Origin of the sequence: Actinocrinis sp. (genome assembly GCF_035605935.1) — a bacterium.
Lineage (GTDB): Bacteria > Actinomycetota > Actinomycetes > Streptomycetales > Catenulisporaceae > Actinocrinis.
Genome location: NZ_DATNGK010000241.1, coordinates 15,508 through 34,668, shown reverse-complemented (window position 1 = coordinate 34,668; position 19,161 = coordinate 15,508). Strand labels below are relative to the sequence as shown.

Annotated in this window: 17 protein-coding genes; 8 read left to right on the top strand and 9 right to left on the bottom strand. The window is 69.3% G+C overall.

The window, feature by feature from the left end:
- Positions 1 to 5: 5 nt before the first annotated feature.
- Positions 6 to 1,307, bottom strand: coding sequence for an aminotransferase class I/II-fold pyridoxal phosphate-dependent enzyme (locus tag VN779_RS19360; protein ID WP_325725344.1), 1,302 nt, complete (start codon positions 1,305 to 1,307; stop codon positions 6 to 8).
- Between the two features lie 75 nt (positions 1,308 to 1,382).
- Here VN779_RS19360 and VN779_RS19355 point away from each other — a divergent pair, with 75 nt between their 5' ends.
- Both VN779_RS19355 and VN779_RS19350 read left to right on the top strand, forming a co-directional pair.
- On the top strand, positions 1,383 to 2,069 hold the full coding sequence (locus tag VN779_RS19355; RefSeq protein WP_325725342.1) for a pyridoxamine 5'-phosphate oxidase family protein: 687 nt from the start codon (positions 1,383 to 1,385) through the stop codon (positions 2,067 to 2,069).
- 120 nt (positions 2,070 to 2,189) lie between these two features.
- Positions 2,190 to 2,615: a PPOX class F420-dependent oxidoreductase gene (locus VN779_RS19350; protein WP_325725340.1), complete on the top strand. Its 426-nt coding sequence runs from the start codon at positions 2,190 to 2,192 to the stop codon at positions 2,613 to 2,615.
- Here VN779_RS19350 and VN779_RS19345 read toward each other — a convergent pair.
- Positions 2,587 to 3,414 (bottom strand): IclR family transcriptional regulator, encoded by an 828-nt coding sequence (locus VN779_RS19345; protein ID WP_325725338.1) that lies wholly within the window; start codon positions 3,412 to 3,414, stop codon positions 2,587 to 2,589. The two genes, VN779_RS19350 and VN779_RS19345, sit on opposite strands and share 29 nt — an antisense overlap.
- Before the next feature lie 187 nt (positions 3,415 to 3,601).
- Between VN779_RS19345 and VN779_RS19340 the strand changes: the two genes are divergently transcribed.
- On the top strand, positions 3,602 to 5,173 hold the full coding sequence (locus VN779_RS19340) for a benzaldehyde dehydrogenase (RefSeq protein ID WP_414639723.1): 1,572 nt from the start codon (positions 3,602 to 3,604) through the stop codon (positions 5,171 to 5,173).
- Between the two features lie 22 nt (positions 5,174 to 5,195).
- Here VN779_RS19340 and VN779_RS19335 read toward each other — a convergent pair whose 3' ends face one another.
- Positions 5,196 to 6,050 carry an alpha/beta hydrolase gene (locus tag VN779_RS19335; RefSeq protein ID WP_325725335.1) on the bottom strand — a complete coding sequence of 285 codons (855 nt, stop codon included), beginning with the start codon at positions 6,048 to 6,050 and terminating at the stop codon, positions 5,196 to 5,198.
- 303 nt (positions 6,051 to 6,353) lie between these two features.
- On the opposite strand from VN779_RS19335, the gene VN779_RS19330 reads away from it, so the two are divergent.
- The 3 genes from VN779_RS19330 (at position 6,354) to VN779_RS19320 (ending at position 9,286) form a co-directional block, all read left to right on the top strand.
- Positions 6,354 to 7,025: a GOLPH3/VPS74 family protein gene (locus VN779_RS19330; RefSeq protein ID WP_325725333.1), complete on the top strand. Its 672-nt coding sequence runs from the start codon at positions 6,354 to 6,356 to the stop codon at positions 7,023 to 7,025.
- Between the two features lie 108 nt (positions 7,026 to 7,133).
- Entirely contained in the window at positions 7,134 to 8,642 is a 1,509-nt protein-coding gene (locus VN779_RS19325; RefSeq protein ID WP_325725331.1) for an APC family permease, read from the top strand.
- Complete coding sequence (locus VN779_RS19320; RefSeq protein ID WP_325725329.1) at positions 8,639 to 9,286, top strand: GNAT family N-acetyltransferase; 648 nt, start codon at positions 8,639 to 8,641, stop codon at positions 9,284 to 9,286. The genes VN779_RS19325 and VN779_RS19320 overlap by 4 nt, the downstream gene beginning before the upstream one ends.
- 47 nt (positions 9,287 to 9,333) lie before the next feature.
- Here VN779_RS19320 and VN779_RS19315 read toward each other — a convergent pair whose 3' ends face one another.
- The 5 genes from VN779_RS19315 to VN779_RS19295 form a co-directional block, all read right to left on the bottom strand.
- Positions 9,334 to 10,389, bottom strand: coding sequence for a 1-acyl-sn-glycerol-3-phosphate acyltransferase (locus VN779_RS19315; protein ID WP_325725327.1), 1,056 nt, complete (start codon positions 10,387 to 10,389; stop codon positions 9,334 to 9,336).
- Complete coding sequence (locus VN779_RS19310; RefSeq protein ID WP_325725325.1) at positions 10,386 to 11,267, bottom strand: patatin-like phospholipase family protein; 882 nt, start codon at positions 11,265 to 11,267, stop codon at positions 10,386 to 10,388. Before VN779_RS19310 ends, VN779_RS19315 begins: the two co-directional genes overlap by 4 nt.
- 103 nt (positions 11,268 to 11,370) lie before the next feature.
- Positions 11,371 to 12,045 (bottom strand): polysaccharide lyase family 7 protein, encoded by a 675-nt coding sequence (locus tag VN779_RS19305; RefSeq protein ID WP_325725323.1) that lies wholly within the window; start codon positions 12,043 to 12,045, stop codon positions 11,371 to 11,373.
- Between the two features lie 49 nt (positions 12,046 to 12,094).
- Positions 12,095 to 13,465 (bottom strand): glycoside hydrolase family 27 protein, encoded by a 1,371-nt coding sequence (locus tag VN779_RS19300; RefSeq protein WP_325725321.1) that lies wholly within the window; start codon positions 13,463 to 13,465, stop codon positions 12,095 to 12,097.
- Positions 13,466 to 13,647: 182 nt separating this feature from the next.
- On the bottom strand, positions 13,648 to 15,066 hold the full coding sequence (locus VN779_RS19295; RefSeq protein WP_325725320.1) for a helix-turn-helix transcriptional regulator: 1,419 nt from the start codon (positions 15,064 to 15,066) through the stop codon (positions 13,648 to 13,650).
- Between the two features lie 220 nt (positions 15,067 to 15,286).
- Here VN779_RS19295 and VN779_RS19290 point away from each other — a divergent pair, with 220 nt between their 5' ends.
- Together VN779_RS19290 and VN779_RS19285 are read left to right on the top strand one after the other, a co-directional pair.
- Positions 15,287 to 15,703 (top strand): STAS domain-containing protein, encoded by a 417-nt coding sequence (locus VN779_RS19290; protein ID WP_325725318.1) that lies wholly within the window; start codon positions 15,287 to 15,289, stop codon positions 15,701 to 15,703.
- On the top strand, positions 15,700 to 16,668 hold the full coding sequence (locus VN779_RS19285) for a 2-oxoglutarate and iron-dependent oxygenase domain-containing protein (RefSeq protein ID WP_325725316.1): 969 nt from the start codon (positions 15,700 to 15,702) through the stop codon (positions 16,666 to 16,668). The genes VN779_RS19290 and VN779_RS19285 overlap by 4 nt, the downstream gene beginning before the upstream one ends.
- On the opposite strand, the gene VN779_RS19280 is transcribed toward VN779_RS19285, so the two are convergent.
- Positions 16,665 to 18,962, bottom strand: a complete 2,298-nt coding sequence (locus VN779_RS19280; protein ID WP_325725314.1) for an NEW3 domain-containing protein — start codon at positions 18,960 to 18,962, stop codon at positions 16,665 to 16,667. The genes VN779_RS19285 and VN779_RS19280 overlap by 4 nt on opposite strands.
- Between the last annotated feature and the right edge of the window lie 199 nt (positions 18,963 to 19,161).

Sequence of the window (19,161 nt, the reverse complement as noted above, 5' to 3'; positions counted from 1 at the left end):
CTAGGTCAGCTCCAGCCGGTCCCCGGATCGGGCTGTCGGTGGATCGCGGTGGCGAGCGCGTCCGCGACCCGATGGCACTGAGTTGGGTCCAGGATCGCCGTGGTGATGCGCAGGCCTGGGGCGCTGCGAATTCGGAACCACGCACCAGGAGCCGCCGCGAACCCGGCTGCGAGCAGGGCGCTGAGCGCGGCGCTCTCGTCGGGAACCGGCACCCACACGTTCAGGCCGCTGCTTCCGTGCGCCTGAATGCCGCGCTGCGCTAACGCCTCGAGGAGTGCGGTACGACGCTCCGCATACCTTTCCCCGGCGCTGCTCACCAGCTTCTGCGTCGTGTGATCGGCTAGGGCGTCGACCCAAGTGCTCTGAATAATGTGGCTAACGTGCCGTGCGGTATGGCGCAGCCGACCCGCGACCAAGTCGTGCGTGATCGCGTCCGCCGACAGCAGCGCGATGCGCAAGTCCGGGCCATAGGCCTTCGACGCGCTGCGCAGATATGCCCACCGCCGGGTCGCCTCGGCCAGTGAGTGCGGCGGGCCGGCGGTGACGTCCGCGCCGTGATCGTCGTCGATCGTCAGAACGTCGGGGTAGTCCCGCAGCACTGCCCGCAACTGCATCCCGCGCTGTTCGCTGATCGCGGCGCCGTACGGGTTCTGCGCGCGCGTCGTGACAATGAACGCCTTCGCGCCTGCGGCCAGCGCGCTGGCCAGGCCCGCCGGATCAGGACCCTCGTCGTCCACCGGCACCGGCAGTGGCGTGAGCCGGTCCGCGGCGAGCAGGTCGAGCAGGTGCGCCCAGCCTGGATCCTCGACCGCGACGGTGTCGCCGGGCCGCAGGTGCGCGGTCAGCAAGCGATCGATGCCGTCAAGCGAGCCGAACGTGCACGCCAGGTACTCGGAGTCGATGCCATCGCGGGTCAGGAGCCGTTCGGCGTGGCGGCGCAGTGTGGGGTCGAGCACCGCTTCGCCGTAGAGATGAGGCCGCGTCACCGGACGAGGGCTCAGGTGCGGCAGCAGCGCCGGGTCCGGGTTGCCGGTGGACAGGTCCACGGTGCCCAGTGGCAGAGCGAGCGAGCGGCTGGCCGGACTAGTTGCTGGTCGTTCGCGCACCAGCGTGCCGTTGCGTCCGCGGGTTTCGACCGTGCCGCGGTCGCGTAGCAGCCGATAGGCGCTCGCCGTGGTGTTGGCGTTCACGCCGAGTTGCGTGGCCAATTCGCGCACCGGCGGCAGCGCGGCGCCTGGCGTCAACCGGCCATGCGTGATCGCCGCCTCGATGCTCGCCGCGATATCGCTTGCGCGAGATCCGGTCACCTCATAGTCTGCGATCCAAGAGCTTTGTTCCAACACAAATCTTATTATGTACTAGAACAATCGAGGGAGCAAGTGGTGGCGGCGATCGACAGCGACTACAACGAAGACGAGTACATACGCACCGAGCGCAGCACTCCGACCCGCTACCCGTCGCGCGCCACCTACGATCGCGCCGCCGTCCACGCGGTGATCGACGAAGCGCTGGTCTGCCACGTCGGCTTCATTCGGGACGGCGCCCCGGTCGTTCTGCCGACCGTCCACGCGCGCAATGGCGAGACCCTTTACATCCACGGCTCCTCCGGCAGCCGCTTCGCGCTCCTCGACGGCGAACCGGTCGGCGTGACCATCACACTGATCGACGGCCTTGTGTTCGCCCGCTCCTGGCTGCATCACTCGGCTCCGTTCCGCTCCGTGGTCATCCACGGCACCGCCCGCGTCGTGCGCTCCGACGAGGAGAAGCTCGCCGCCATGGCCGCGCTCATCGACCACGTCGCCGAGGGCCGGTCGAAGGACACCCGTCCGGCGACGCGCAAGGAACTCGCCAAGACCGCCATCGTGGCGATCGAACTGACCGAGGTCTCACTCAAGGCGCGTGGCTCTCATATCGGCGAGGAGCCGGAAGATCTTGAGCTGCCGCACTGGGCCGGCTTCATCCCACTCACCCTCACCGCCGGTGCGCCAGTTCCGGACGAGGCTCTCGCGGAGGGCATACGCATGCCGGATTATCTGGTCGGCTACTCCCGCGGGGGAATTCAGGCCTGACTCGGCGCGGCGCGGGAATCGCCGCCCCGCCGATCCGGTTGACTTCGGTTGACGCCGAGGCGAGCCGCCGACAAGGGAACTGATGGGTAGTCGGCGCAGCCAGGGGAGAGGGGAGACCCGTTGAGCGACGAGGTCGAACGGATCGCGCGGGCGCGCGAGTTCGTGGCCGCGAATCCGCGTGGCGTGCTGACGACGTACCGCCGGGACGGACAGGCGCAGATGTCGCCGGTAACGCCCGGCGTCGATGCCCAAGGACGCATCATCGTGAGCGTCACCGAGGATCGCGCCAAGACGAAGAACGCCCGCCGCGACCCACGCGTCGCGCTGTGCGTATTTGGCGAAAGCTTCTACGGGCCCTGGGTCCAAGTCGAGGGGCAGGCCGAGTTCGCGGATGGCCCGGACCGCATTGACGCACTGGTCGACTATTACCGCACGTTGAGTGGTGAACACTCCGACTGGGGTGAGTACCGCGCTGCGATGGTGCGTGACCGGCGAGTGTTGCTGCGGTTCGACATCATCAGGGCTTCGGGACCGGCTGCCGGCTAGCCGCTGACGGCTGCGCGACGGTGGACCGGGTGAAGTCCTGCTCGATAAGGCGCGCGGTGGCCAGCAATTGCGGCACGATCCGCTCGATTAATTCGTCGGCGCTGGTTCGTGACACGTTCGTCGCGACGTTGATCGCCGCGGCGACCTGACCGGACTGGTCCCGGATCGGCGCGGCCACCGAGCGCAGCCCTTCCTCCAGTTCCTGGTCCGCCATCGCCCACCCGCGTTCCCGCACCGCCGCCAGTTCCGCGCGCAGCGATTCGGAGTCGGCGAGCGTGTGCGCGGTGAGCGCCTTCAACCTCGCCGACGCCAGGTAGCCGTCCAACCATTCGGCCGAGCGCCAGGCCAGTAGCACGCGGCCCATCGAGGTCGCATACGCGGGGAAGCGGGTGCCGACGCTGATCGAGACCGTCATGATCCGCTTGGTGGGCACCCGCGCGACGTAGACCACCTCGTCGCCGTCGAGCACGGAGACCGAGGTCGACTCGTGTACCCGCTCCACCAACTGCTCCAGATGCGGCAGCGCGATCTCCGGCAGGCTCAGGCTGGAGAGGTAGGCATAGCCGAGTTCGAGGATTTTCGGCCGCAGCGTGAACAGCCGACCGTCGGTGCGCACATAGCCGAGCTCGACCAGCGTCAGCAGAAAGCGCCGGGCGGCGGCGCGGGTCAGCCCAGTGGTCCTGGCCACCTCGGAGAGGGTCAGCTCCGGGTGCTCGGCGTCGAAGGCGCGGATCACCGCGAGCCCGCGGTCCAGCGACTGCACGAACGCGCCCGCGGCGTCGCGGCTCGGCTGGGGCATGGCTTCCGGCGTCGGTTCGGACAATCCGCTCCCCTCCAGCCTCATCCCGCTCGGTATCCGACACAGTGTTGATCCGCACGCACGGTATGGCGGCTCCCACTGCCGGTCAACGGCTTGCGCCGACGCGCCCGACGCGTTCCAGTTGTACCGTCTAGTTGAACCGTTGACTACTCAGGCGTCCCGGCCTATGTTCGCAGCCAGCACGAACGTTCGCCCTGCGCACTCGCCACCGCGAGTGCCGCCCGCCCCGACCGGCCGCACCCGGCCGCACCGCAGCAGGAGACCCGCCGTGGCAGACCAAGCATTCCTCGACCAGTCGACCTGGAACGGACAGCTGTTCCTCGGCGGTTGGACCGAGGCCGCGGGCGGCGACGCCGCGGTCGTCGAACCGGCTACCGGCGCGCAGCTGGCCCGGATCGGCTCGGCCGCGCCCGCCGACGTCGCCCGCGCGAGTGCGCTCGCCGCCGCGGCGCAACCGGCCTGGGCCGCCGCTCCGTACCACGAGCGCGCCGCTGTACTGCGCCGTGCCGCCACGCTGCTGGAGGCTAATCGCGCGGAAGTCGAGCAGTGGCTCGTGCGCGAGGGTGGCAAGGTGCCCGGCGCGGCCGCCTTCGAGATCGGTCTCGTGCTCGGCGAGCTGAACGAAGCCGCCGCGCTGCCCTCCCGCCCCTACGGCGAGCTGATCCCGAGCGGCGAGCCGCGACTCAGCTTCTCCCGCCGGGTACCTGTCGGCGTCGTCGGCGTGATCGCGCCCTTCAACTTCCCGCTCATCCTCGCCAGCCGCTCGGTCGCCCCCGCCCTTGCCCTCGGCAACGCGGTCATCCTCAAGCCGGATCCGCGCACCGCCGTGTGTGGCGGTGTGGTGCTCGCCCGCCTCTTCGAGGAGGCCGGGCTGCCCGAGGGACTGCTTCACGTGCTGCCCGGCGGAGTCGCGGCCGGTGAGGCGATGATCACCGACCCGAACGTGCGCGTCATCTCGTTCACCGGATCGACCGGCGCCGGCCGCCGCGTCGGTATGCTCGCCGCCGAGCACTTCAAGCGCGCGCACCTGGAGCTCGGCGGAAACAGCGCGCTGATCGTCCTCGAGGACGCCGACCTGGAGCGCGCGGTATCGGCCGGGGCGTGGGGCTCGTTCCTGCACCAGGGCCAGATCTGCATGACCACCGGCCGGCACCTCGTGCACGAGGCCATATACGACGACTACGTCGCCGCGCTCGCCGAGAAGGCCGACCACCTGCCGGTCGGCGACCCGGCGAGCGGAACCGTCGCACTCGGCCCGCTGATCGACGCCGGGCAGCGCGACAAGGTGCACGGCCTGGTCACCGCGAGCGTCGAGGCGGGCGCGCGGCTGGCAGCCGGTGGCACCTACGAAGACCTCTTCTATCGGCCCACGGTGCTCGCCGAGGTGACGCCGGACGCCCCGGCATACGCCCAGGAGGTCTTCGGCCCGGTCGCGCCGGTCACCCGGTTCTCCACGCTGGACCAGGCCGCGAAGCTAGCCTCCGACACCGAGTACGGACTCTCCCTCGGCATCCTGACCCGCGACGTGATGCGTGGCCTCGACCTGGCCGAGCGGATCCCCACCGGTCTCGTGCACATCAACGATCAGACCGTCAACGACGAGGCGCTCGTGCCCTTCGGCGGCCTGGCTGCCTCGGGCACCGGAGCGCGCTTCGGCGGCGCGGCAGCCAACGTCGAGGCGTTCACCGAGACGCGTTGGGTCACCGTCCGCGCCGAGATCGCGCCGTATCCGTTCTAGGTCTTCGTTCTAACCGACCGCGCTAACCGCTAATGCGCTCAAGCACGGCGGCGGCCAGCGCGTCAGGAGCCTGATCCGGAATCCAGTGGCTGATTCCGTCCAGCTCAACGAACCGGTAAGGGCCGGTCACGTGCGCGGCGCAGTGCTCTGCTGCCGCGCGCCCGATCGCGATGTCGCCGGTAGACCAGACGTAGGTGGTCGGCACGGTGACCTGCGGCAGTGCGGCCGACTGCTCCGGCCGCATGGCGCGGTACCAGTTCAACGCCGCCGTGAGTCTTGCCGGATCGCTCAGGGCACGAACATGCGGCTCGGCCGCGGACTGCGGCAACGGCTCGAACACCGCGCGCAGCCGCGCCGCGTCGTCCTCCAGCAGCACGTCCTCGGCCTTGCCCGGCTGGCGGAACAGCTGAATGTACGCCGAACGCTCGCGTTGCCCGCTGCTCTCATCCGCGAGAGCGGCGGCCATCGCCCGCGGATGCGGCACCGACACCGCAGTCAGCGTACGTACACGCTCGGGCCGCGTCGCGGCGAGCGCCCAGCCGACCACGGCGCCCCAGTCGTGCCCGACGACATCGGCCTGTTCGATCCCGAAGGAGTCGAGGATCCGTGCCGCGTCCGCCGCTAACTCGCTGACCGCGTACGCCTCGACCTCGACCGGACGAGCGCCCGGGGAGTAGCCGCGCTGGTCCGGTGCGAGCAATCGCAGGCCATGCGGTGCCAGACGCTGCGCGAGCGCGTCGTAGCTGCGATGCGTTTGCGGAAAACCGTGCAGCAGCAGCACCGCGCGGCCACGTGCGTCACCCTGTTCGGCCACATCGAAAGTCAGGCCGTTTCCGGTATCGACCTGCCGCTTACTCCAGCCTGCCTGCTCCGTCATGCGCGCTCGTCCGCTCTCTGTGCCGGTCGCCGTTTTGCCAGGCTCCGTGCGCCGGGCCCGATCACGGACAGCGTACGACAGCAGGAAACGGCGGCACCGGCCCGCGGGTCCTCGCAGTCTGATCGCAGAGTTCGAAGCCGATCCGTCAGGGCTCTGGAATCTGTACGGGTTAAGCGGATAGTCTCCACGACAATGCGTTCCGTGATGATGGCCGAGCCGTCATCCGAAGTTGGAGGCTCCGATCATGCGCCCGGCTGACCGCCGACGCCGTACCACGCGGCTCGCCGACGGATGGGCGGCGCCGTGACCGCCCACCCGCATGGTCAGGACCCCCGGACCAGCGGCACCGGCCGGCTCGCCGACGACTTCTTCCTGATGGCACACGAGGAATCCAGCGGCAAGCTGCTGCTCGCGGAGCGGATCGCGGGCCTGGGCCTGGCCGCGGCGCTGCTCGGCGAGCTGGCCCTCGCCGAGTGCATCGAGCTGCGCGAGGGCGCCGTCGCGGTGCTCGATTCGAGTGCGCGCGATGACGACCTGTCCGGCCGCGTCCTGGAGTTCCTCAAGCAGGAACAGCATCCGACGCGCACCTGGCTGGCGTTCTTCGGCCAGAGCGCGCGCACCGAGGTGGGCCGGCGGCTAGCCGACGACCGGCTGCTCGTGCGCGAGACGCGCAAGCGGCCGTGGCAGGAAAGTCGCTGGCTGCCCGTCTCTACGGCCGTAGCCGTGCGCCCGACCGCGTTGTTGTGCACTCAGCTCATCCGGGGCCACGGCCTAGAGCGCCGGGACCTGGTGCTGCTCGGCCTGCTGCGAGCAACCGGGCTCGACCAGCCGGTTCTCTGGGAGGTCCGGCAAAGCTCCCCGGACGCGCTGCGGCGGGCCGGGGCGCTGCTCGGCTCCCTCGATGCGTCGCTCACCGAACTGCTCATCCAGACCGAGGCGGCGGTCGGCAGCGCCATCGCCACCCACCGCTTCTGACTGCGAGGAATCGCTACCCACCACCATCCGACACAGGAGCCGGACCGATCCCACTGTCCGGCGATCCCGCCATCAAGGCCCTGTCCGTCCCCGATAGGAGCACCCACCATGGCAAGAAGCACACTCGCGCAGCCGGGCAGCGTCTCCGCGGCGCTCGCCCGCGACCGGCTCGGCGTTCCGTCAGTGCTCTACTTCGTGCTGGCCGGAGTGGCCCCGCTGACGGTGACCGCGGGCGTGGTCACCACCGCCTACGCCGTCACCGGACTGACCAGCGTCCCGGCCGCGTTCATCGTCGTGGGCGTCGTGCTGAGCCTCTTCAGCGTCGGCTACGTGGCGATGGCCCGGCACATCAGCAACGCAGGGGCCTTCTACGCCTTCATCTCCCGCGGGCTCGGCCGGGAGGCGGGAGTCGCCGGCGCGCTGATCGCCCTGCTCGCCTACAACATGCTGCAGGTCGGCCTGTACGGGATTCTCGGCCCGACCGTCGAGGCCTATGTGCAGCAGAAGACCGGCACCGACATCAAGTGGTGGATCTGGGCGCTGGCCGCCTGGGCCCTGGTCACCGCGCTCGGCCTGATCCGCGTCGATCTGAGCGGCCGCGTGCTCGGCGTGCTGCTGACCCTCGAGGTGCTGGTCATCATCGCCCTGACGATCGACGGCGGCCTACACCCGGCCGGCGGGAAGGTCACGTTCACCACGCTCAACCCCGGCGACCTGACCAAGGGCGGCATCGGCGCGGTCCTCGCGATCGCCGTGCTCGGATACGTCGGCTTCGAGCAGTCTCCCGTCTACGCGGAGGAAGCCCGTGACTCCCGGCGCACCATCCCGGCCGCGACCTACTTCGCCCTGGCGCTCATCGGCGTGGTGTATGCCGCGGCTTCGTGGGTGATGTCAATCCACTACGGCGTCGGAAACGTCGCCAAGACCGCCGCGAGTGAGGGTCCTGGCATGTTGTTCGCGATGGGCTCGGACTTCCTCAACAACGCGGGCCAGGTGCTGTTCATGACCTCGCTGTTCGCCGCCGCCCTGGCTTTCCACAACGCCTGCTGGCGCTACGCCTTCTCGCTCGGCCGGGAGCAGGTGTTGCCCGGCTCCTTCGGCCGCACCGGCGTCAACGGCGTGCCGAGGAGCGCGTCCGCGCTGCAGAGCGCGGTCGGTCTCGCGGTGATCCTGGCCTACGCCGCCGGAGGCTGGAACCCGCAGACCGACCTGTTCTTCTGGCTCGGCACGACCGGCGGCTTCGGCATCCTGATCCTGCTCGCGCTCACCTCGATCGCGGTAGTCAGGCATTTCGCCCTGCATCCAGGCGAGGAGAATCTGTGGCGCCGGGCGATCGCGCCAGGTATATCAGTGCTCATCCTGCTCGTCATGGTGTATCTGTGTGCGAACAACTATTCGCTGCTGCTCGGCTACACCTCGCCCTCGACGCCCGGCAAGGTGCTGCCCTCGCTGTTCGCGGTGGCGGCCGTGATCGGGGTCGGCTGGGCGCTTTACCTGCGCTCCAAGCGGCCCGACGTATACGAGGTGATCGGGCTCGGACCCGAAGCGCCCACCGCGCACAGCGTCGCCTCGGGCACGAAGGCGTCCGCCGGATCGCTGGCCGGGGAGGGCGCGTGAGGCCCGAACCGTGTACGGCTGAGGTGGTCGAGGCGCAGCCGGCCGACGCGGCTGAACTCAGCAGCCTGATCGCCCTCGCGTTCCACGACCTGCCGGCCTCGCTCTGGCTGGTGCCCGACGCGGCGGAGCGCGAGGAACTGTTCCCGGACTACTTCCGCCTGTATGTGGATCAGGCGCTAGCGAGCGGAACGGTGTACACCACCGCCGACCGGACCGCGGCGGCGCTGTGGATCTCCTACCGGGACGACAGTCACGACGGCTACGAGGCTTCTGAGGACGGCGCCGACTACGACACGCGGCTGGCCGAGGTCACCGGCGCCCGGGTGGACCGTTTCCGGGCCTTCGACGCGCAATTGGAGCGGCACCACCCCACCGGCGAACGCCACGACCACCTGGCGATCCTGGCGGTCCATCCCAAGCTCCAGGGCCGCGGCATCGGCACCGCGCTGCTCGAAGCGCATCATCGAGTGCTGGCACAGCGCGAGGAACCGCTCGCGGCATACGTGGAGGCCGCGGGCATCGACAGCCGCAGGCTCTACGCGCGGCACGGCTACCGGGACCTGCCCAAGCCGATCCCGTTCCCCGACGGGATTCCGGCGACCACCATGATGTACCCGATGTGGCGCCCCTGCGCAGCACACTGAGATAACTCCTTGCTGGTGGCGGACACCTGTCCGCCACCAGCAAGGCATCAAGTCATGGGTTCGGTCTGCTGCGCGCGGCTGATCCACGCGTCGATCTCGGCCCAGTTGTCGTGCAACCAGCGCAGCCGCGCGTCCTCCTCGACGGGAACGCGTTCGGCCGGGATCGTCCACCAGGTCACCTCGACCGGATGTGTCAGCGGCACGCCGCACCACGCCTGGTGCACCGACTGCATGTGATCCAGGCCGGTGTGCGCGACGAAGACCAGATCGGCGTGCGGAGCCGCGTCGATCGCGGCGAAGACCCCGGCCGGCTGCGGAGGCAGCAGGTTGCGCAGGTGATGCGCCCGGGTGCTCGCGCGCGACAGACCCCTGCGACGTAGGCTGGCGATCGCGCGCAACCGGCGGCGCGGCGTGAAGTTTCCGCCCTCTGGGAACACCAGCAGCGCATCGGCCGCGCCCATCGTGCTCGTGATCCGCCCGATTTGCTCCTTGGCCCGCTCGCCGCCGTCCGCACCCGGACTGACGAAGCAGTGCGGCAGCCGGCCGAGCAACACGTCGATGAACGGATCGAAGACCAGCGCCTCCTTGAGCACGATACGAGGTCTGCGATGCACGAGGGTGAGCAGCGCGTGCACGAGGAGGAAGGAGTCGCCGGGACCCGCGTGCCGGCTGAGCACGATCAGCGGACGTCCGGGCGTCGGCGGCAGCGTCGGCGAGGCGTCGCTGTGCGGCGTGACCGTCGCCGGAGGGCTGATCCGGACGTCGAAGAGGGTGCTGCCGATCCGGTAGAGCCGGCCCAGTAGCGTCGCGAGCAGCGAGTAGTGCGCCTCCTGCATGCGCGGCGAGCCGAGCCGCCGGCCGAAACCGGCGCGCAGCCACAGCCAGGCGGCATAACCCAGCCCGGCGAGCTGCGCGCTCAGATAACAGAACGCGAACACAGCGATCCGGGCCGGCCGGCCGTGCCCACCGGGCCGCAACGCCAGCAGTCCGCAGACGAGTGCGAGGAGCGGTGTCAGCACCGCGAACAGCATCCACAGCAGCAGCACCGTCGCAATGGTCAGCGGCCGCCGCAGCACGGTATGCCGCAGCAGCAAGCGCCTCATTGCCCGGTCCGGTTCTGCTGGGCTCGTTCGAGGTACTCGCAGGACGCCGTGTATGCCCGCCTGATCCGGTTGCGGGTTTCGTCGAAGGAGCGATAGCGCACGTACTGCGACCAGGTCGCGGCCCGGTTGGTGTCCGCGCCCGTCGGCAGCAGGTGCACCGTGATGCCGTGCGGCAGGTCGGCCATGTCGCGGGCGAACCGATGCCGCCGCGCGATCTCGAAGGCCACCGCGGCGACCTCCCATGCCCGGCGCGGCGGCCGCAACGGCTGTTCGAGCCGTCCGACGTGCAGCACGTAGATCGTCCGCGCGCCCAACGCCACCGCGCGGCCGACCGGAACGCTGTTGACCAGCCCGCCGTCCAGGTAGTGCTCGCCTTCGATGGCCACCGGCGGCAGCAGTCCGGGCACCGCGCACGACGCGAGGACCGCGTCCGCGATCGGTCCCTCGGCGAACCAGTGCTCGGCGGCTCGTTCGATCGACGCGGCCACACACTGGAACGGCACCGTCAGATCCTCGATCCGCGAGACCGGCAGATCCGATTCGAGCATCCGGCGCAGCACCGCGTTGGAGTACATATGCGTGCGTGTGCGCGCGGCCGTGCCAAGCCTGGTGAACAGATTCGCCTCGAAGATCCCGCCGCTGCTCAGCCCGGTCCACAGCTCGGCCAGCCGGGCCACCGACTTCTCGGTCGGATCGGCCGCGAGCACCGAGCCGTTGATCGCGCCGACCGAGGTGCCCAGCACCAGATCCGGCTTTATGCCCGCCTCCAGCAGGGCGCGCAGCATGCCGACCTCGTACGCGCCCAGGTGCCCGCCTCCTCCCAGCACGAACGCGGTCTCGTAGGTCGGCGTCGTGCCTGACCGGGTTGCCGCAGCCATGCCTGGAGTATGCCCCGATCGATCACAGACACGCGTCACGTCCTGGCGCGCGCCGCTGGCCTGCGGCGACGCGCCGGGACGGCGGTGTTTCAGCCGTGCGGTCTCATCCGTGCCAGAGCGCGATGTTCTTGAAATGGGTCTCGGACTTGCTGCCGCTCAGGTTGTACACGCCGTTCTTGAAGTAGAACGCGGTGCCGGAGGGCTTGGTGTAGTGCGTCGAGAGGGCCAGGTTGCCGTCGACCCAGATCTGCACCAGGTGGTTGCTCGGGTTGTACGCCGCGGCCAGGTGGAACCACTTGCCGACCATGTTCTTGGCCAGCAGCGTGTTCACGCTGTTGTACAGGTTGCCGTTCTTGGTCTGGACGTAGATCGCCTCGCCTGGGCCGTTCACGTGGACCTGCATGATGCAGGTGCCGGTGGTGCCCGGGTCGATCAGGACGTCGGCCTCCCACAGGTGCTCGCCGCTGGACCAGTTCGTGACCCAGCGCATCTCCGTGCGCGCGCCGGTGGAGGTGCCGGAGGTGAACCCCTTGTCGCCCTTGAGGATCCAGAGGTTGTACTCGCCGCCGGTCACCGAGAACCGAGCCGACTGCGGCAGGTTGTACGGGTGCTGCACCTTGTAGCTGTCGGTGTACTTGGTAAGCCCGGAGGTCGGGTCGGCGGCGGACGCGGCCGCCGTGTGCGGCGCGGGCGGGGTCGCCTGGGCGCTCGTCGCGACGGCGATGGCGGTCACCGCGGCGGCGACAGCGGCGCTCGCGCCCAGCAGAATGCGTTTCAAGGTCCTACTTCCTTCTTCCGTCCCCCTTGTTGCGGACAGGGTGAACCGGTCACTTGCCCAGCGGGATGACTCGGAACAGCAGCGAGGCGTGTGGGGCGAGGGTCGCGGTGTATCCGCCACGGATGAGGCCGAGGTTCTTGTGCTGCCACAGGTCGCGCACCATCGCCGTCTTGGCGCCGCCGGAGCCGAGATCGCTCCAGGTCGCGGTTACTGGGGCCGCGCTGTCGCCGAGGTTGAACAGCGCGACGGTGTAGCTGTGGTCAGGGTTGGCCGCGATCCACACCTGCTGCGCGGTGGCCTGCGAGACCGGGTGCGCCGGGTGCCCCGCCTGGTCCACGGCGATGACCTCGGGGTTGGTGATCAGCGCGAGGTCGGCGGGGTCGAGCTTGCTCAGGTCGGTGCCCAGCAGCAGCGGCGCGGATTCGATGGACCAGAGGGTGACCATGGACTGCCGCTCGTCCGGCGTGAGCCCGTCCGCGGCGCCGTTGCCCACCTCCACCGAGTCCAGGTCGTTCCAGTGCCCGGGCCCCGCGAAGGCAATCCACTGCGGCGCGTCGGTGAAACGCTTGGACACGCGCACGGACCAGTTGGTCAGCCCGGGGCAGTGCGAGTAGCACTCGACGTCGCCCTCGATCCGCCAGCCGTTGCTGTACTTCGCCCAGATCGCGGCGTTGGCGAGGCTGAGCGAGTTGGACAGCTCCAGGTGGATCGCGCGCCCGGTGCGCGCGAGCGCGGCGTGCCAGTGCTCGATGTCGGCGCGGTTGTCCGCCGCCACCTTGCCGCCGCCGGGCCCGACGAAGTCCATCTTGATGTAGTCCACGCCCCAGGAGGCCAGCAGATCGGCCTGTGACTGCACGTAGGCGGCCGCGCCCGGCTTGGCGTAGTCGATCGCGGCTGAACCGTCCGCGGCAGTGTTGCCCGGCTTGGTGATGTCCGCGATGTCAGCGACGTGCAGAGCGGTCCCGGCGATCTGCGAGTTGGCGGTCAGCGCTGCCTTCGGGATGCCGGGGACGAGGTAGATGCCGAACTTGAGTCCGAGGGAGTGCACGAACTTGGCCACCGCCGGGATCCCGTCCGGGAACTTGGTCGCGTTCCAGGCGTCGCGGCCGTACTGGTCCACGTGATCCGACCAGCCGGCGTCGATGTTGACGTATCGGTAGCCGTACTTCTGCAGCGTGTTGTGCATCGCCGTGGCTTGAGCCTCGATCAGCGATTCGCTGATCCCGCCGTGGAAGGAGCTCCAGCTGCTCCAGCCCATCGGCGGCCGCAGGTCCTGGTGCGCCGCGAAGCTTGGCGCGCCGGACGGCGAGGTGTTTCCCAGCGCCCCTGCGGACGCCGTGCCTTGGACGACTCCCGCGCACAGCGCCGCCGCCGCGAGCGGGCCGAGGAGCTTCGCGGTTGTCCTGGATCGCCGCATCATCGAGTGCCGCCTCCCTGCTGGTATAGACCTCGCCGTATACACGGCGACTTCTTACACCGGAGCCGAGGCGCGGTCAACAAATCATCGGATGAGTGAGTTCGTCAATGGGGAACTCGCCCAGCTCACGACGGATGCTCCGCTGAAACAACAATGAAACATCCTATGACTGCACGATCCTCGTACTACGGCAGCCGGTCCAGCTCGGCGGTGAGGCTGGCGATTGCCGGCACCGCGTGCCAGACGTCGAGTTTGCGCAGCTCCTCGACCACCAGCGTGGAGGAGGTGCCGGTGCCCATCTCAAGGGCCTGAGTTCCGATCGCCGCCGCCCGGTCGGGCTCGCCGACCAGCGCGTAGGCGCGGGCCAGGCGCGCGACATGCACCGCCTGCTCCCAGCGGCACAGGTGCTCGCGGCTGTCGGCGTGGTCCTCGTAGAACGCGATCGCGTCACGGACCCGACCTAGCTCCAGCAGGCAAGACGCGTGCTGGATCTTCAAGTGGTTCGCGTCGAAGTAATAACCGACCCGGTAGCGGTCACTCCACGGCGCCGAATCCGGCAGATCGAGGTCGCGCGCCTCGTCGAGCTTGCTCAAGCAGGCCGCGGCGTTCCCGGCGATGGCGTGGCCGCGCGCCTCCTGTTGCAACGCCAGAGCGCGCACCTGCGCGCAGATCCCGGGTTCACGCAAGGCGGCGCGCGACAGGCCGATCACCCGGTCGTCGTCGCGGTCCGCCTCGGCCAGCTGTGCCTTGCGCACATACGCGTAAGCGACCAGTTCTCGGTCATCAGCGGCCTGAGCCTGTTGCAGCGAACGCTCGGTCCACTCGCCGGCGCCGCGCAGGTCGCCGACCTCCTGCCGCAGCCAGCCGTAGAACTCCGCGTACAGCGCGGTCACGTCCAGCAGCCATTGCCGCATCCCGCCGCTGGCCGCCCGGCGCATCAGATCGATCAGCCGGTAGAGCTCGGCGACCGCTGGCGCGAGGCCGTCCGCGCCGATCCACGAGTCGGCGTCGTTCACCAGGCGGCGCACCACGAGCAGCCGGTGCACCGTCTGCGGGTCGGCGACGCGGCCGTCGTCCACCAGCCGCCAGGCCTCCTGAGTCGGCGCGCCGACGACCGCGGCGATGCAGGCGTCCAGCAGGGTCCTGCGATCCACCGCCGTGCCCGGCAGCGCCGAGGCGCTCTCGGTCGCCAGTTCCTCCAGCCGCGCCACGATCGGCAGCCGGACCGATTCCAGCGCTGCGGGCGGGCTGTCGTCGGCCAGCCCGAGCAGCCGCGGCGGCACGCCGAGCAGCCGGCCCAGCGATCTGAGCACTCTGATGTCGTAGCCCAGATTCCCGCCGGTCTCCAGCCGCGAGATCGCGGACTGGGAGAATCCGGCCAGCGTGCCCAGCTCGGCCTGGCTCAAGCCGTGCGCCTGCCGGGTGAGCGCGATGACCGCGCCCGGTGCGTTGCCCGCCACCGCGCGGGCCACGTCCCATGATCTCCAGAACTGCGCCGGCAGCGGGCTGAGCCCGGCGGCCGCGGGGCGGTACCCGGCGCGCGGCGCCGCGGCGATCTGTTGCTGTGGCCGCGTCTGATGGCCGTCAGTTATCGACCTGTGCATCGGTCTCCCCGCGGGGCTGGAATCCGTGAGCTCACGCTAACTCACCGGGGTGGGCTCGCCGTGTGATCGCGTATGCCGATTCCGCATAAGAGCATGCGGGAGGCGCATCGGGCCGACCATCGTATCTCATACACCATCAGCATTCGAGGTAGAGCGCAGCTGGCCGCGCACTCGCCGACCGCGCTGACATGCACGCTGACCTGCGATATTGGAGACTCGGTTGATCATCGGCCCCGGTCTGCGCCCAGCGCCCGCGCCCGCGCTGCACACCGCGCACTGCCTCTTGATCGGCGGCTGGACCGTGCTTGAGCTGTCGGGGGAGATCGACTGCGCGGCGGCCGGCAGTGTGGAGTGGAAGCTTTCCGGGGCGATCGGCCCGCACTGCGCCGACCTGGTCGTGGATCTATCCGAGGTGGCCTTCCTCGACGCCGCGGGCCTGCACGTGCTGGAGCGCGCGCACGCCCGGGCCCGCGCGCTCGGCGGCGGCTTGCGGCTGGTGTGCCCGGCGGGGCCAATGCGCGACCGCATCAGGGTTCTGACTGGCGAGCGCAGGATGCCGATCTTCGCCGATCTGGGATCCGCCATGACTGCCGGGGCTCCTCCGCATGGGAGCCCCGGTCTAAGGAGGAAGGCGTGAAAGCGCCGTACAGGTTCGCGTCGCAGCCCGCTGAGGGTGAGGTGGACCTCGGCGAGGCGTTGGTGCGGTCCTGGCGCACCCAGGGTGCCTTCCAGGTCGCCGCCGACGAAGTGCGGGCGGAATTGCGGCCCGCTTTCGCGGCCAGCGAACGCTTCTTCGCCCGGCCCGCCACGGCCAAGGCCCGCTATATCAGCAATCTCACCTACGCCGGCTACGCGGCTGCGGGGGAGGAGGCGGACGCGACCGAGGCGGACCGGTGCGAGGCGTTCACCGTGTGCCAGGACATTGCACCGCACGATCCGCGAGTAAGGGAGTTCTGGCCCTGCCACGGCCCGGTACCCTGGCCGGACGCGCAGTACCGCCGCGCCATGCTCGCTCTTTCCGACCGGCTCGGCGAGGTCGCCGATCGGGTGTTGCGGCTCGTGGCGCTCGGCTTGGCCGCCGATGACCCGGATGTGTTCGCGAGGCTTACCTGGGGCGGCTGGCATTCGCTGCGCGCGCTGCATTTCGAGCCGAAGTTCGCGCAGGCGGCCCGGCCGGAGGCGAGCGCCGCAGCGGCTGCGCGCATCGACGACGGCCTGCTGGTCGTCGTCGTGCGGCGTGACGATACCGAGCCGCTGACTGTCTTTCCCGGGGTGCTGATGCAATACATGACCTGCGGCCTGCTGCCGTCCGCGCCGCGCGAACTGTGGCCGCAGGCAGTCGATCGGTACGCCATGGTCTACTTCCACGCACCGAACTTCCAGAGCTGCGTCCGGCCGCTGCAGGAGCCGTCCGGTGACGATTTCCTGCACGGTGACGATTTCCTGCACGGTGACGACTTTCTGCATTACGGCACGCACTTCACCACGACGTATCTGCGCCGCTTCCCGGCGCGGGCCACCACGCTGCGGATCCTGGCCGAGAACCGGCTTTCCGTGCTCACCGGCCTGCGCCGGCAGGCGGCCCGCGCCAGCGTCGGCTAGCCGATCGTCAGGCCCTGGAAGTCGACCTCGCCGATCGCCCCCGTGTTGTGCGCGGTGGCGAAGACCCCGACGTCCTGCGTCGCGGCCGCGGTCGGCACCGAGATGGTGTCGATCAGGGTCCAGCTGACGTCGTCGGTCGAGTAGTAGCCGGTGAAGCTGGTGCCGCTGCGCACCAGCTTGAGCCAGCTTGGATACGCGGCCGTGCCGAGCCCCTGGTTGTTGGGCGCGCTGTTGGAATCGAGCTGGCCGTCGCCGTTGGCGTCCCACTGCATGACATATCCGTGGCCGGGCGCCTCGGCGAGAATGAGGAAGCCGGGGGAGGCGTTGGCGTTCGTGATGTCGTTACGGACCATGATCCCCGCCTTGGCCCACGCGTTCGTGTTCGCCTGAGCGGTGATCTCGACTGTCGCCACGGTGCCGTCCTGCTCGCCGCCGTGCACATACGCAGCGCCGTACTGATTCGTTCCGCCGTACACGTCGCCGCCGCCGGCCTGGATCCCGAGCCGGTCGCCCAGCTGCGCGAAGTTCGCCGTGGTCGAGGAAAAGGTCTGATACGGCGCCTGGACCGGCGCGCCGAGCGTCACCGATTCGGCGAGCGAGGCGCTGCCTGGGAACAGCAGATGCCAGCGGTATTCGGCGCTCGCGGTGACCGTGTCGGTCTCGAAGAGCGCGGTGGGTGTTGACGGTACGACTTGATACGCGGTCTGCACGCTCTGACCGGCTTGCACGATTGCGAACCGGCTACCCGAGGTCGCGCTCGCGGTCCATCCCGCGGGTGTCGCAAGGCTCAGCTGCGCGAGTTCGATCGGCTCGATCCCGTTGTTCGTCAACGTTTCGGTGACCGAGGCGGGCTGTCCAGCGGACGCACTCGTCAGAGCGCTGACGTCGACAGTGACGTCCGGTGGCGCGAGGTACGGGAATTTGGTCGCCGTGACGCGCAACAGCGCTACGCCGTGCGACGGGACGTCCGCGGCGATCGTGCCCGTCGTCTCGGTCGTCCGATGCGTCCAGAGGTTGTCGAGCAGATACGCCTTCGCGGAAGGCAGGCCGAGCGCCGAGGACGCGGTGGACACGACTGCGGCGCTCGACCCGGTGTTGAAGAGCCCGACGATGACGTCGCCGTTCTTCTCGGTCTTGGCGAAGACTTGCCAGGTGGCGGACTGCGCGATCCGGGCCGCGTCGATCGAGTCCTGATCCACCGACAGCACCGCGCGGTTCTTCAGCAGCTTGAGATCCGCCGCGTCGAGGTTTGTGAGGTCGGTGCCCAGGATCAGCGGAGAAGAGGCCAGGGCCCATAGGCTCAGCTGCGTCTCGCGCTCGTCGGGGGTGAGTCCATCGTTCGCGCCGTTGCCGACCTCGATGGAATCGTAGTCGTTGAAGGCGCCCGGACCGCCGTAGGGCTGCCAGTTCGCGACCTGGTTGAACCGGGACTGCACATGCGACCAGTCAGTCAGCGGGTAGCTGTTGCCGCCGCTCTCGCAGCCATAGCACTCGACGTCCCCGCCGGTGCGCCAGCCGTTCGAGTACTGCGCCCAGGTAGCCGCGCCGCTGATCGCCAGGCTGTTGGACAGCTCCAGGTGGATAGGCCGCCCGGTCTGCTGCAACGCCGCCGACCAGGCCTGGATGTCCGCCACGTCACTGAGGCCGACGCCGTCGATCTTCACATAGTCCACGCCCCAGGACGCGAACTGGTCGGCCCACGAGTTGATGAACTCCTGTGCGCCGGGCTTGGTGTAGTCGATCCCTACCATGCCTTTGCAGTTGTAGTTCTTCTCAGCGGCCGTGGTCGCTATGTCGCTGGCGTGGTAAGGCGTGCCGAGGATCTGCGTGTTCTGCGTCACCGCCTGCTTCGAGATGCCAGGCGTGACGTAGAGGCCGAACTTGAGTCCGTCGGCGTGCACGTGATCGGCGACCGCGGCGACGCCGTCTTCGGACCCGTTCGGCGGAAACTTCGATTGATCGGTGACCCAGCGGCCGTACGCGTCGACATTCGGGCCCTGACTGCCTGGACACTGGTACCAGAAGTCGTCCACGTTGACGTACTGGTAGCCCGCCGCGGCCAAGCCGCTGCTCTTCATGGCGTCCGCCTGTGCGTCGATCTTCGCGGCGGTCGGATCATGCCGGATGAAGCTCCAGCTGCTCCAGCCCAACGCGGGAGCGGATCCCACGCCGTTGTCCTCGGCGAACGCGGGCGAGGACACGAGGTTCGCGTATCCCACGCTCGAAGTGATCAGCGCGAAGGCGACCAGCGCCGCGCGCCTCTTACGACCTGTTTGACCGGTCAGTCGGTGCATTTACCGCTCCAGACCTCTCAGCTTCCGCTGGCGACTCAACACGTGCGAACACAATTCGTAAGGGAACGAAACTTATTCGCACCGGAGTAAACGACCCAGCCCGGAAGCTGTCAAGGTGTGCGGCGGCGCAGCAGTGGTGCGGCGGCAGCCGGCGCTGCATGGCGCGCCGGCCGGGAGCCGAACGGAAATCAGACGACTG

Bases quoted from the DNA above. Each gene is read 5' to 3' on its own strand.
- VN779_RS19345 (WP_325725338.1), bottom strand. From the start codon at position 3,414: ATGCCCCAGCCGAGCCGCGACGCCGCGGGCGCGTTCGTGCAGTCGCTG.
- VN779_RS19340 (WP_414639723.1), top strand. From the start codon at position 3,602: ATGTTCGCAGCCAGCACGAACGTTCGCCCTGCGCACTCGCCACCGCGA.
- VN779_RS19335 (WP_325725335.1), bottom strand. From the start codon at position 6,050: ATGACGGAGCAGGCAGGCTGGAGTAAGCGGCAGGTCGATACCGGAAAC.
- VN779_RS19325 (WP_325725331.1), top strand. From the start codon at position 7,134: ATGGCAAGAAGCACACTCGCGCAGCCGGGCAGCGTCTCCGCGGCGCTC.
- VN779_RS19315 (WP_325725327.1), bottom strand. From the start codon at position 10,389: ATGAGGCGCTTGCTGCTGCGGCATACCGTGCTGCGGCGGCCGCTGACC.
- VN779_RS19310 (WP_325725325.1), bottom strand. From the start codon at position 11,267: ATGGCTGCGGCAACCCGGTCAGGCACGACGCCGACCTACGAGACCGCG.
- VN779_RS19300 (WP_325725321.1), bottom strand. From the start codon at position 13,465: ATGATGCGGCGATCCAGGACAACCGCGAAGCTCCTCGGCCCGCTCGCG.
- VN779_RS19295 (WP_325725320.1), bottom strand. From the start codon at position 15,066: ATGCACAGGTCGATAACTGACGGCCATCAGACGCGGCCACAGCAACAG.
- VN779_RS19280 (WP_325725314.1), bottom strand. From the start codon at position 18,962: ATGCACCGACTGACCGGTCAAACAGGTCGTAAGAGGCGCGCGGCGCTG.